Raw genomic sequence first — 13,050 nt, forward strand, 5'->3', positions numbered from 1 at the left:
CTGACTCAGCTAACAATAGAATTTCGGCCTAAAAAGGCAGTCCCGTTGGACTTCGGCCAACAGTATAACCGAATCATTCTTCGATAACAGGTCTTGACAAAGGATTTTACGCAAACGATTACCTTCAGAGCACGCAAGGCTTTGGAGAACAAAGGTCTGCTTAATTTCAACGGATTTCTTTTCAGGTTTGTGATGCAGATTTTTCACGTTGTAACCATTACAACGCAAAGTTACAAAGAACCATTTACAATGCAGGGGTATTTTTTATAAGATGCATTTGACATACATCATTAAAGTCTCAGATAAAGGAAGACAGTATGCTTGACGCACAAACCATCGCTACAGTGAAAGCCACCATTCCCCTGCTGGTTGAGACAGGCCCGAAGCTGACCGCCCATTTCTACGATCGCATGTTTACGCATAACCCCGAACTCAAAGAAATTTTCAACATGAGTAACCAGCGTAATGGCGATCAACGTGAAGCGTTATTTAACGCCATCGCCGCTTACGCCAGCAATATCGAAAACCTGGCGGCGTTGCTGCCTGCGGTTGAGAAAATAGCCCAGAAGCATACCAGCTTTCAGATTAAGCCCGAGCAGTACAACATCGTGGGCGGTCACCTGCTGGCAACGCTGGACGAAATGTTCAGTCCAGGTCAGGAAGTACTGGATGCCTGGGGCAAAGCGTATGGCGTGCTGGCTAACGTCTTCATCAACCGCGAAGCACAGATTTACAGTGAAAACGCCAACAAAAATGGCGGCTGGGAAGGTACTCGTCCGTTCCGTATCGTGGCAAAAACCCCGCGTAGCGCGTTAATCACCAGCTTTGAGTTTGAGCCGGTCGATGGCGGTGCGGTGGCAGAATACCATCCGGGGCAATATCTGGGCGTCTGGCTGAAGCCGGAAGGTTTCCCGCATCAGGAAATTCGTCAGTACTCTCTGACCCGCAAACCGGATGGTAAAGGCTATCGTATTGCCGTTAAACGCGAAGACGGCGGCCAGGTTTCTACCTGGTTGCATAACCACGCGAATATCGGTGACATCGTTCATTTAGCCGCACCAGCGGGCGATTTTTTCATGGATGTGGCAACCGATACGCCAGTATCTCTGATTTCTGCGGGTGTTGGTCAGACGCCGATGCTGGCCATGCTGGATACGCTGGCAAAATCCGGGCACACCGCACAGGTTAACTGGTTCCACGCGGCAGAAAACGGCGATGTGCATGCTTTTGCCGATGAAGTAAGTGAACTGGGTAAAACGCTGCCGCGCTTTACCGCACATACCTGGTATCGTGAGCCGAACGAAGCGGATCGCGAAAAAGGTGGATATGACAGCGAAGGACTGATGGATTTAAACAAGATGGAAGGTGCAATCAGCGACCCGTCAATGCAGTTTTATCTTTGCGGTCCGGTTGGCTTTATGCAGTTTGCCGCGAAGCAACTGGTCGGTCTGGGCGTGAAGAACGAAAACATTCACTACGAATGTTTCGGTCCACATAAAGTGCTGTAATTCGTTATAAAGCAGGCCTGATGGCGCTACGCCTGTCAGGCCTGCTAAGCAGACCCGACTTAAATTGCCGCGTCGTCTTCTTCACCGGTACGAATACGAATAACGCGTGCCACGTCAAAGACAAAAATCTTGCCGTCGCCAATTTTACCCGTTTGTGCAGTACGAATAATGGTATCGACGCAGGTATCAACAATATCGTCAGTTACCACAATTTCAATTTTCACCTTCGGCAGAAAATCCACCATATATTCCGCGCCGCGATACAGTTCGGTATGGCCTTTCTGACGGCCAAATCCTTTCACTTCCGTCACAGTCATACCGGTAATGCCGACTTCTGCCAGCGCTTCGCGGACGTCGTCCAGCTTGAAGGGTTTAATAATCGCATCAATCTTTTTCATGCTATTCCTTGAAAAGGTCGCCTGTCTTTTGATCGGATAAACCTAACACATTAAACGATTACACAAAATCATTCATGATGCCTGGCAGCAGCTTGAATGATGCAGTGTAAAATTATTCTTTGAAATCGTTCGCATCCAGTTCGTGTCGAGAGAGCAACTTATAGAACTCCGTCCGGTTGCGCCCCGCCATTCTCGCCGCATGAGTAACGTTGCCTTTGGTAATTTGCAACAACTTACGCAAGTAGTTGAGTTCAAACTGGTTACGCGCTTCGACAAAGGTTGGCAGCGCAGTATTTTCGCCTTCCAGCGCCTGCTCCACCAGCGCATCGCTGATTACCGGTGAAGAAGTTAGCGCCACACACTGTTCAATCACGTTGACCAACTGACGCACGTTTCCTGGCCAACTGGCTGTCATTAAACGTTTCATCGCGTCAGTCGAAAATGCACGCACGAACGGTTTGTGCCGCTCAGCAGACTGGCGTAGCAGATGGTTTGCCAGTAGTGGGATGTCTTCAGTACGCTCGGCCAGCGTCGGGATCTTCAAACTCACGACATTGAGGCGATAGAATAAATCTTCGCGAAACTCACCCCGCGCCATCGCTTTGGGCAGATCACGGTGCGTCGCAGAAACGATCCGCACATCAATGTCGATATCACGATTGCTGCCAAGGGGGCGGACTTTACGCTCTTGCAACACGCGCAATAATTTGACCTGTAATGGCGCGGGCATGTCACCTATCTCATCGAGAAACAGCGTCCCGCCTTCAGCGGCCTGAAATAACCCTTCACGGTTGCTCACCGCGCCGGTAAAGGCGCCGCGCGCATGACCAAACAGTTCAGACTCGAGCAGTTGTTCCGGCAACGCGCCGCAGTTAATCGCAATGAAAGGTTTGTGGCTTCGCGGGCTGGCGTTGTGAATAGCCTGAGCGAAAACCTCTTTCCCGGTACCGCTTTGACCGTTGATCAGTACGCTGACGTCTGATTGCGCCACCATCCGTGCCTGCTCCAACAAACGCAACATCAGAGGACTGCGGGTAACGATTGATTCACGCCAGCGGTCATCAGTGGCGGGCGCAGACTGTTCCAGCGCCCCGTCAATGGCATTGTATAACGCGTCTTTATCGACCGGCTTAGTGAGAAAACTGAAAACACCCTGCTGAGTAGCGGCAACAGCATCAGGAATAGAACCATGAGCCGTAAGAATAATAACCGGCATCCCAGGCTGGACTTTCTGGATTTCAGTAAACAGTTGCATACCGTCCATTTCATCCATGCGCAGATCGCTAATAACCAGATCCACCTTTTCACGGTTCAGGATCCGCAGTCCTTCCAGACCGCTTTCCGCCGTTACGACACTGTAACCTTCGCTGGTCAGTCGCATTCCGAGCAATTTCAACAACCCAGGATCGTCATCTACAAGCAGTAAATGCGCGGGTTTACGGCTTATCATGGCGTTACCTCATCAGATGACGACACCGCACCATCCCCGTTGTCAGGTGTGGTGAGTTTATCACTCCCATGCTGCGTATCGGGACTGTAGTTACCGGCAGGTTTGCGGGTAGAAAGCTGGCGTTCAATATCCGTCAGATTCTCCAGTTTGCGGGTAGTCAGATCGAGCTGGGCTTGCAAATGCTGTTGTTGTAAACGCAGCGTATCAAGATCGCTGTCTGATGCCTGCTGGAGTTTGCTATAGCGCATGCGTTCTTCTGCAAGCTGTAACTGCAGCGTTTGGCTGCTGCGCCAGACCTGATAAAGCGGTCGTACCTGAGCGGGGATTTGCGGGCTTAACGCATCAAGGCGCGTAATCGCGTCCCGCCGTTCTGGTGGGGTAATATTGGCACTGCCTAGCAGGATCCCACGTTTGAAAGCGCCCTGCCAGGTATCCGCCAGCAGGGCACTGGCTTCACTGCGCGCCTGAACCGCCATCATGCGATCGGCACAATCCATTGCCCGCAGCCAATACAGCGGATTAGATTCTGTGGACTGACCCTGTAGTGACCAGATATCCGCACATTCTGTTGAAAGGTAATCGGCCAATTGATGAGGAGGAATTTTCTCCTGCGAAGGATCACCGATAATATGATTCACCGCATTCGGTACACACCCTACCAGCGCCAGGCACGGCAGGCTCACCCATAAGGCGCGGCGGAAAAAATGTCGTTTAAGCATTCGGACAACAACGTGTGGCATACTCACCAGACTTAGGTTGATTTTAGTGTTTTTTCGTTGCAGATAGCGGCAGTTCTATGCGAAAGCAAACACCTTGCGCATTATCATCGACCAGATACAGTTTTCCCCGCATACGGCGGATGCAATCTCTGGCGATACTAAGCCCCAACCCGCTTCCTTTTACCGCCCCTTTCCGCTGATGACTCCCCTGGAAAAAAGGCTCGAAGATCATGGTCTTTTCTGCTTCTGGAATCGGTGTGCCGGTATTCACTATATCTATATATACCGTAGAGCCATGCAAACTGCTGCGGATACAAATGGTACCGGATTCAGCCCCATAGTGCACCGCATTGGAATAAAGATTGTCCAGCACGCTCATTAACAGCCCAGGCTCTGCCAGACAGGAACTCGCAGCCAGCGCAACATCAGTATGTATCATTTTTGAGCGAGCGGGCAGGCTATGTGCAGAAACAACGCCATCCACCAGCGGCGCTATCTCAACGTTCTTAAGCTCAATCACCTCATCAGCCAGTTTCCGGTTGTAATCCAGCAACTGCTCAATCAGTTTCTGCAGATTGCGGCTGCTGTCATCCAGAATACCGACAACCTCTTTCTGCTCCGCCGTCAGAGGACCAACCACCTGGTCTGCCAGCAGTTCTGTTCCCTCACGCATACTTGCCAGCGGTGTTTTCAGCTCGTGTGAAAGGTGGCGTAAAAACTGATGCCGCTGAGACTCCAGCCATGAAAGGCGCTCGCTCAGCCAGATAATTCGCTGACCAACCGAGCGCAGTTCCCGAGGGCCGGTGAACAGTACGCTATCACCCAGCGAGCGCCCTTCCCCCAGGCGGTTGATCATCCGTTCTATACCTTTGACTGGTCCGATAATCATCCGCGTGAACAGCAACACCATCGCCAGGCTGACGAGAAACAGCACCAGTGCCTGCCAGCCAAAGAACTGCCCACGCTCCGCTATATCTTGTTGTAATTGTTGCCCACGAGAGAAAACCACCGTACGCGTTGCCTGAACCATCTCCGTATTGGCGCTGGCAAAAGCTTCAAGTCGTGCCGCCGCCACGCTATCAGGGCCGCTATTTTTACACTGTAGCTGTGCGAGGTCGTTTAAATCCTGGCGCAACGCCTGATAGAGTTTGTCATCCGGTAAAACGCCCGCATGCGCATCCAGCATATCGCTGTAGCGTTTGCGCTGACTTTGATAGACCTTCGCCAGGGTCGGATCATCAAGCACGCAGTATTGCCGATAGCTGCGTTCCATCTCCAGTGCCGCATTGGTCATCGCCTCGCTTCGTCGGGCATCAATCAACGTCGTTCGGTTCGTTAACGCAGCCTGGGCGCTAAGCACGTTCAGACTCTGCCATGCCTGCCAGGCCAGCACTAACAAAGGCAGCAGGATCAGCAAAAAAGCCAACGTCACCAACTGGCGTAAAGAACGGGGGAAAACAGACCAGCGCTTCAAGGCGTTACCTCAACGGACACGAATAAGAAGATGCTAACTGAGGGAAACGCCAGATACAACAAAGCCGGGATTAACCCGGCTTTGTTATGGAATAAGGCGGTGCCTAACTCGACGTTTCGCCCGGAGATTGATATGAGCAACGCTAATATCAGAAGTTGGACGGCAGGCACCTTGTTGTGCGTCATTCGAAGTTTATGTAGCACGTCCCGAAGGGGCTGACATAAGAGGGTGAATGAGCCACTGGTTATTATTATGCAGCAACTGTGCCAACAATCAAAACATTTTATTAACACAATGATAAATATAAGAAATATGTTTAAATATGCTAAAAATTCTTCCGTCTGTTTTTTGCACCTTTTGTCGCTAATTAGCAACACATATAACACTAAAAAATAAATAATATATAAATCAATTGATTAGCTGTCTCCTTTAGGCGACATCCTGGTCGTGCCATTGTCGGCATTTGCCGACACCCTGGAGGTGTAAACGCCTCATCCCCTAACAGGATTTACGTCGCTCAACTGGACCAGACAAAAAAAACCCCTCACGAAGAGGGGCTTGATGTCTATCGTTATGATTAGCCGAGTTGCTTACGCGCATTGCGGAAGATACGCATCCACGGGCTGTCCTCGCCCCAGTTTTCCGGGTGCCAGGAGTTGCTCACAGTACGGAATACTCGTTCCGGATGCGGCATCATAATCGTCACACGACCATTTTCGGTCGTCACCGCAGTGATCCCGTTTGGCGAGCCATTCGGGTTCGCTGGATAGGTTTCAGTCACCTTGCCAAAGTTATCAACATAGCGCAGCGCTACCAGACCTTTGCTTTCCAGCCCCGCCAGATGTGCATCATCACGTACTTCCACGCGCCCTTCACCATGAGAAACGGCAATCGGCATCATTGACCCGACCATTCCCTGCAACAGCAGAGACGGGCTTTGCGTCACTTCCACCAGGCTAAAACGAGCTTCGAAACGATCAGAGTGGTTACGTACAAAGCGCGGCCACAGTTCGCTACCCGGGATCAATTCGCGCAGGTTGGACATCATCTGACAGCCGTTACATACACCAAGCGCCAGCGTCTGTGGGCGATGGAAGAAGGTTTCAAACTCATCACGCACACGGTTGTTGAACAGTATTGATTTCGCCCAGCCTTCACCGGCACCCAGTACATCACCGTAAGAGAAACCGCCACAGGCAACCAGCGCCTGGAAATTCCCCAGGCCGATACGTCCGCCCAGCAGATCGCTCATGTGAACGTCGATGGCGTCAAAGCCAGCACGGTGGAAAGCCGCGGCCATCTCAACGTGGGAGTTAACACCTTGCTCACGCAACACAGCCACTTTTGGACGCGCACCGGTGGCAATATACGGCGCGGCAACATCTTCGTTGATATCAAACGACAGTTTTACGTTAAGGCCTGGATCCGCATCGTTCGCCTTGGCATCGTGTTCCTGATCGGCACATTCCGGGTTGTCACGCAGACGCTGCATCTGCCAGGTGGTTTCTGCCCACCACATACGAAGCGTAGTGCGGCTTTCACTGAATACGGACTGGCCGTTGGCTGTCAGAGTGAAACGATCACCTGCGACTGCCTGTCCGAGGTAATGTACACAATCTGTCAGACCGTTAGCTGCGAGAACAGCCTCTACTGCATCGCGATCTGTCGCACGCACCTGAATCACTGCACCCAGCTCTTCATTAAACAGAGCAGACAGAGCGTCATCGCCAAGTGTGCTGATTTCAGCCTGAATACCACAGTGACCGGCAAATGCCATCTCAGCCAGAGTCACTAACAGACCGCCGTCTGAACGGTCATGGTAGGCCAGCAGCTTACGCTGCGCCACCAGCGCCTGAATGGCGTCATAGAAGCCCTTCAGTTGCGCGACGTCGCGTACATCAGCCGGTTTGTCACCCAACTGGCGGTAAACCTGCGCCAGTGATGTCGCACCCAGTGCATTGTGGCCAAGGCCCAGGTCAATCAACAGCAGCGCGTTCTCTTCGGTCGAGAGCTGCGGTGTAATGGTATGACGCACATCTTCCACGCGGGCAAAAGCGGTAATCACCAGCGACAGCGGCGAGGTCATCTCACGCTGTTCGTTACCTTCTTGCCAGCGGGTTTTCATCGACATGGAGTCTTTGCCCACCGGGATGGTCAGACCAAGTGCAGGGCATAATTCTTCCCCTACCGCTTTTACCGCTTCGTACAACCCGGCATCTTCGCCAGGGTGACCAGCGGCCGCCATCCAGTTTGCGGACAGTTTGATACGTTTGATATCACCTATTTGCGTTGCCGCAATGTTGGTCAGCGCTTCACCTACCGCGAGGCGTGCCGAAGCGGAGAAGTCCAGCAGCGCAGCCGGTGCGCGCTCGCCGATTGACATCGCTTCGCCATAGTAGCTGTCAAGGCTGGCAGTCGTCACCGCGCAGTTCGCGACCGGGATCTGCCACGGCCCCACCATCTGATCACGTGCAACCATGCCGGTAACGGTACGGTCGCCAATTGTCACCAGGAAAGTTTTTTCTGCAACTGCGGGCAGGTGCAGCACGCGTTTGACCGCATCTGCAATCGTGATATCGCTTCGATTTAACGCATCGCCTTTCGCTTTCAGCGTCTGTACATCGCGGGTCATTTTCGGTGTCTTGCCGAGCAATACATCGAGTGGCAGATCGATCGGCTGATTGTCAAAATGACGGTCATTCATAGAAAGGTGCTGTTCTTCGGTGGCTTCACCGATCACTGCATATGGTGCGCGCTCACGCTTACACAGCTCGTCAAACAACGCTAACTGGTCAGCGGCAACCGCCAGCACGTAACGTTCCTGAGATTCGTTACACCAGATTTCCAGCGGGCTCATGCCCGGCTCATCGCTGAGGATATCACGCAGTTCAAACTTACCACCGCGCCCGCCGTCGCTGACCAGCTCAGGCATAGCATTAGACAGTCCGCCTGCCCCCACATCGTGGATAAACAGAATCGGGTTGGCATCGCCCATCTGCCAGCAACGGTCAATAACCTCCTGGCAACGACGTTCCATTTCCGGATTGTCACGTTGCACGGAAGCAAAATCGAGATCGGCGTCGGACTGGCCGGAAGCCATCGAAGAGGCCGCACCGCCGCCAAGACCGATGTTCATTGCCGGGCCTCCGAGGACGATCAGTTTCGCACCCACGACGATCTCACCTTTCTGTACGTGATCGGCGCGGATATTACCGATCCCACCGGCCAGCATGATTGGCTTGTGGTAACCGCGCAGCTCTTCGCCGTTGTGGCTGTTAACTTTTTCTTCGTAGGTACGGAAGTAACCGGTCAGCGCCGGACGACCAAATTCATTGTTAAACGCCGCGCCCCCCAGAGGACCATCGGTCATGATATCCAGCGCGGTAACAATACGTTCTGGTTTACCGAAATCTTCTTCCCACGGCTGTTCAAAGCCAGGAATTCGCAGGTTGGAGACGGAAAAACCAACCAGGCCCGCTTTCGGCTTTGCGCCGCGTCCGGTTGCGCCTTCATCACGAATTTCGCCACCGGAACCGGTCGCCGCGCCCGGCCATGGCGAGATCGCCGTCGGGTGGTTGTGTGTTTCTACTTTCATCAGGATATGTGCCGGCTCCTGATGGAAGTCATAGCGACCCGTTTGATGGTCGGCAAAGTAGCGGCCCACTTCAGAACCTTCCATCACCGCCGCGTTGTCTTTATAAGCAGACAGCACGTGATCCGGTGTGGTTTCGAAGGTGTTTTTAATCATCTTGAACAGCGACTTCGGCTGTTGTTTTCCGTCGATAACCCAGTCGGCGTTAAAAATTTTATGACGGCAGTGCTCAGAGTTGGCCTGCGCAAACATATACAATTCGATGTCGTTCGGATTGCGTCCCAGTTTGGTAAACGCATCCTGCAGATAATCAATTTCGTCGTCCGCCAGCGCCAGACCCAGGCGCAGGTTAGCGTCAATTAGCGCCTGGCGGCCTTGACCCAGCAGATCGACACTAGAAACCGGTGCCGGCTGGTGATGCACAAACAGTTTTTCTGCTTCGTCCAGCGAAGAGAATACCGTTTCCATCATGCGATCATGCAGTACGGCAGCAACGTCCTGCCACTCTTCTGCAGTCAGCGTAGAGGCTTCTACATAATAGGCGACGCCACGTTCCAGACGGCTAATCTGCTGCAGACCGCAGTTGTGGGCAATATCAGTCGCTTTAGAAGACCAGGGGGAGATGGTGCCAGGGCGAGGCGTTACCAGCAGCAGTTTGCCCTCAGGGACATGGCTGCGAAGAACAGGACCATACTTCAACAGGCGTGCAAGTTGCGCATGCTCATCCTCGTTTAACGGGGCATTCAGGTCAGCAAAATGGACATACTCGGCGTAAATATTGTGGACCTGAAGATTGGCCGCCTGAAAACGCGCCAGCAGTTTGTTAATACGGAATGCAGACAGTGCAGGCGAACCACGCAGAATTTCCATCATAAGTCTCTCGTCTTCGAAGCGCCTGAGGCGCTTATAAGTGTGCGCAAGGGGGGAAACGGGCGTCATTATAAAGAATCTACCGCAGAGACGAAACCGTTTGCGTCGAAATAAAATCACGACTTTCTCTTATCATCAAATGCGGTCAGTTTTCTGAATAAGTTGCCAACTGGCGCAAGTTTAAGCAAAATGCCGCTCATTAATGACTACTTCACTTCTTAATCAATATCACAGCAGGCTAAGATTACGCACGATTCAGAGAATTAACTAATTGAAAAAATTAAAGATTAATTATCTGTTCATCGGCATATTGACGCTGCTGCTGGCAGCGGCCCTCTGGCCATCTATCCCCTGGTTCGGTAAAGCCGACAATCGTATCGCCGCGATTCAAGCTCGGGGAGAATTGCGCGTCAGTACAATCGACTCGCCTTTAACGCACTCCACCCTTAACGGGAAAACCTTTGGTCTGGATTATGAGCTGACCCAACAGTTCGCCAGCTATTTAGGGGTGAAGTTAAAAGTCACTGTACGTCAGAATATCAGCCAACTTTTTGACGACCTGGATAACGGCGATGCCGATCTGTTAGCCGCAGGCCTGGTCTATAACAGCGAACGCGTTAAAAACTACCAGCCGGGTCCGACTTACTATTCGGTTTCGCAACAACTGGTGTATCGGGTCGGAAAATATCGCCCCCGCACCCTTGCCAGCGTGAATGAAAATCAGCTGACTATCGCCCCCGGACATGTCGTGGTGAATGATTTGCAGCAGCTGAAAGCGGAAAAATTTCCCGAACTGAGCTGGAAGATCGATGACAAAAAAGGAACGACAGAACTGCTTGATGATGTCATCTCCGGTAAGCTCGACTATACCATTGCCGATTCAGTCGCTATCAGCCTGTACCAACGCGTGCACCCGGAGCTTGCCGTGGCGCTGGATGTTTCAGACGAACAGCCAGTAACCTGGTTTAGTCCTCTGGATGACGACAACACACTCTCCGCTGCCCTGCTGGATTTCTTTAACACCATTAATGAAGACGGTTCACTGGCGCGACTGGAAGAAAAGTATCTCGGACATGGCGATGATTTCGATTATGTCGATACCCGCACTTTTTTACGCGCTGTAGATAGCGTACTGCCGGATCTCAAACCATTGTTTGAAAAATATGCACAGGAGATAGACTGGCGGCTGCTGGCGGCTATTTCCTATCAGGAATCCCATTGGGATGCGCAGGCTACTTCCCCGACCGGCGTACGTGGCCTGATGATGTTAACCAAAAATACCGCCCAAAGCCTGGGGCTGACCGACCGGACCGACGCTGAACAGAGCATCAGCGGTGGAGCGCGTTATCTACAGGACATGATGAGTAAAGTGCCGGATACCGTACCGGAAGGAGAGCGCATCTGGTTTGCGCTTGCCGCATATAATATGGGATATGCACATATGCTGGATGCCCGGGCGTTAACGGTTAAAACCAAAGGCAACCCGGACAGCTGGGCCGATGTGAAGCAACGCCTGCCACTGCTCAGCCAGAAGCCATATTACAACAAGCTGACGTATGGCTATGCTCGTGGCCACGAAGCCTACGCATATGTAGAAAATATTCGTAAATACCAGATAAGCCTGGTGGGATATCTGCAAGAGAAAGAAAAACAGGCGACAGAAACGCAGCAACTGGCACAGGATTACCCGGCGGTATCTCTGGCAGAATTATTAGACCAGGAGAAATTTCCTCTCTCTGCGTTTCTGTCTCAGACATCGTCTAATTACCTGACGCACTCCCCTTCACTGCTGTTTTCCTCACAGAAGAAAGAGGAAAAATAGCCGCATCCGGCTTGCTGGAACACGTAATCACTCACTTGCAGACTTTTTCAGTTTTTTGATTTCCTGACGACGCATGCGGAAGAAATCACTAAGCAGCGTGGCACATTCATCCCGTAGTATACCCTCAGTGACCTCAACCCGATGGTTCATTCCCGGATGATGTAGCACATCCATCAGCGAACCTGCGGCCCCCGTTTTCGCATCGCGCGCACCAAATACTACGCGTCCGATACGACTATGTACCATCGCGCCAGCGCACATAACGCACGGCTCCAGGGTGACGTACAGAGTGGCGTCCAGTAAGCGGTAATTTTGTAGCACCAGACCGCCCTGACGCAGCGCCATAATTTCAGCGTGGGCTGTTGGATCATGGTGACCAATCGGCCGGTTCCAGCCTTCGCCAATAACGCGATTGTTATGTACTAATACCGCACCTACCGGGACTTCCCGCTCATCCCAGGCGCGTTTAGCCAGCGTTAAGGCGTGGCGCATCCAGTACTCATGGCTAAATTCAACATCAGACAAAGGCAGAACTCCGGTAATCAAAGCGGGCGCATTATACACAGACGCTATCGTTTACTCTATTCGAGTTGCTGAAGCTCACCGCGTGGCGTAACGCGCCAGCGATGCTGGCAAAATGAAAGCAGCGGATTGTCCTGTTTGCTATCGCTATAGCCACTGTAAAGGCGCAGCGGAGCGCCAATATGACGTTCCAGTTGCGTCACTTTCTCATGGCCCAGGCAGCGCAGAGGTAGCACCCAACCGCCGTACCCCCGCTCAATTTGGCTGGCGATAAGATTAACGCGCGGTAGCCATGGGGTGTCGAAGTAGACCTGTTCGACCAGTGACCTTGGGGATCCGGTAATCAACCAGATATCAGCGTCAGAGCTTAACAGGTAAGTCGTTAGACGCTGTTGCACGGCCGGAAAAGCCGTTACGTGCTGTCGAAACCAGCGCACGAAATCGGTCTGATGGGATTTCAGGCGCGCTTCACTCCGACCAAAAGTGCATCCCCAAAGGAGCAGGCTCATCGGCCAGCGCGCGGCGCGCCCCTGAATCAACAACCCCAGCGCAATAATCGGTAGCAGGGGCAGCACAAGCAACGCATTCAGCGGTTGGCGACGTAGCAGGTAGCGCAGAAAACTGCCGAACATATCCTGCTGGTGTAACGTACCATCCAAATCAAAAAAGACAACGCGACGCTCGTGATTGGTCAA

The 13,050-nt window shown here is 52.4% G+C and carries 9 protein-coding genes; 2 read left to right on the forward strand and 7 right to left on the reverse strand.

Features of this window, described 5'->3' with window-relative positions; genetic code table 11:
- The first annotated feature begins 317 nt into the window (after positions 1-317).
- Entirely contained in the window at positions 318-1,508 is a 1,191-nt protein-coding gene (gene hmpA / locus AACS05_RS17510) for an NO-inducible flavohemoprotein (protein ID WP_045446225.1), read from the forward strand.
- A 59-nt stretch (positions 1,509-1,567) separates the two neighbouring features.
- Here hmpA and glnB read toward each other — a convergent pair whose 3' ends face one another.
- From glnB to purL, 5 genes are all read right to left on the reverse strand, one after another.
- Positions 1,568-1,906: a nitrogen regulatory protein P-II gene (glnB, locus tag AACS05_RS17515; RefSeq protein WP_002914032.1), complete on the reverse strand. Its 339-nt coding sequence runs from the start codon at positions 1,904-1,906 to the stop codon at positions 1,568-1,570.
- Between the two features lie 112 nt (positions 1,907-2,018).
- The gene (gene glrR, locus AACS05_RS17520) at positions 2,019-3,353 is read right to left on the reverse strand and encodes a two-component system response regulator GlrR (RefSeq protein WP_304413159.1); all 1,335 of its coding nucleotides are present in this window, start codon (positions 3,351-3,353) and stop codon (positions 2,019-2,021) included.
- Positions 3,353-4,096: a two-component system QseEF-associated lipoprotein QseG gene (qseG, locus tag AACS05_RS17525; RefSeq protein WP_045446231.1), complete on the reverse strand. Its 744-nt coding sequence runs from the start codon at positions 4,094-4,096 to the stop codon at positions 3,353-3,355. The genes glrR and qseG overlap by 1 nt, the downstream gene beginning before the upstream one ends.
- A gap of 22 nt (positions 4,097-4,118) precedes the next feature.
- The gene (qseE, locus tag AACS05_RS17530; RefSeq protein WP_045446234.1) at positions 4,119-5,549 is read right to left on the reverse strand and encodes a two component system sensor histidine kinase QseE/GlrK; all 1,431 of its coding nucleotides are present in this window, start codon (positions 5,547-5,549) and stop codon (positions 4,119-4,121) included.
- Between the two features lie 577 nt (positions 5,550-6,126).
- Positions 6,127-10,014: a phosphoribosylformylglycinamidine synthase gene (purL, locus tag AACS05_RS17535; protein ID WP_045446240.1), complete on the reverse strand. Its 3,888-nt coding sequence runs from the start codon at positions 10,012-10,014 to the stop codon at positions 6,127-6,129.
- Between the two features lie 268 nt (positions 10,015-10,282).
- Between purL and mltF the strand changes: the two genes are divergently transcribed.
- Positions 10,283-11,833 (forward strand): membrane-bound lytic murein transglycosylase MltF, encoded by a 1,551-nt coding sequence (gene mltF, locus AACS05_RS17540; RefSeq protein ID WP_045446243.1) that lies wholly within the window; start codon positions 10,283-10,285, stop codon positions 11,831-11,833.
- 27 nt (positions 11,834-11,860) lie between these two features.
- Here the strand turns inward: mltF and tadA are convergent, their stop codons facing one another.
- Both tadA and yfhb read right to left on the reverse strand, forming a co-directional pair.
- Positions 11,861-12,397: a tRNA adenosine(34) deaminase TadA gene (tadA, locus tag AACS05_RS17545; protein WP_071829010.1), complete on the reverse strand. Its 537-nt coding sequence runs from the start codon at positions 12,395-12,397 to the stop codon at positions 11,861-11,863.
- A 17-nt stretch (positions 12,398-12,414) separates the two neighbouring features.
- On the reverse strand, positions 12,415-13,050 hold the full coding sequence (gene yfhb / locus AACS05_RS17550) for a phosphatidylglycerophosphatase C (protein ID WP_045446249.1): 636 nt from the start codon (positions 13,048-13,050) through the stop codon (positions 12,415-12,417).

The sequence above is a fragment of the Citrobacter sp. S-77 genome, from assembly GCF_963864895.1.
GTDB classification, from domain to species: Bacteria; Pseudomonadota; Gammaproteobacteria; order Enterobacterales; family Enterobacteriaceae; genus Citrobacter; species Citrobacter murliniae.

Bases quoted from the DNA above. Each gene is read 5' to 3' on its own strand.
- hmpA (WP_045446225.1), top strand. From the start codon at position 318: ATGCTTGACGCACAAACCATCGCTACAGTGAAAGCCACCATTCCCCTG.
- glnB (WP_002914032.1), bottom strand. From the start codon at position 1,906: ATGAAAAAGATTGATGCGATTATTAAACCCTTCAAGCTGGACGACGTC.
- purL (WP_045446240.1), bottom strand. From the start codon at position 10,014: ATGATGGAAATTCTGCGTGGTTCGCCTGCACTGTCTGCATTCCGTATT.
- qseG (WP_045446231.1), bottom strand. From the start codon at position 4,096: ATGCCACACGTTGTTGTCCGAATGCTTAAACGACATTTTTTCCGCCGC.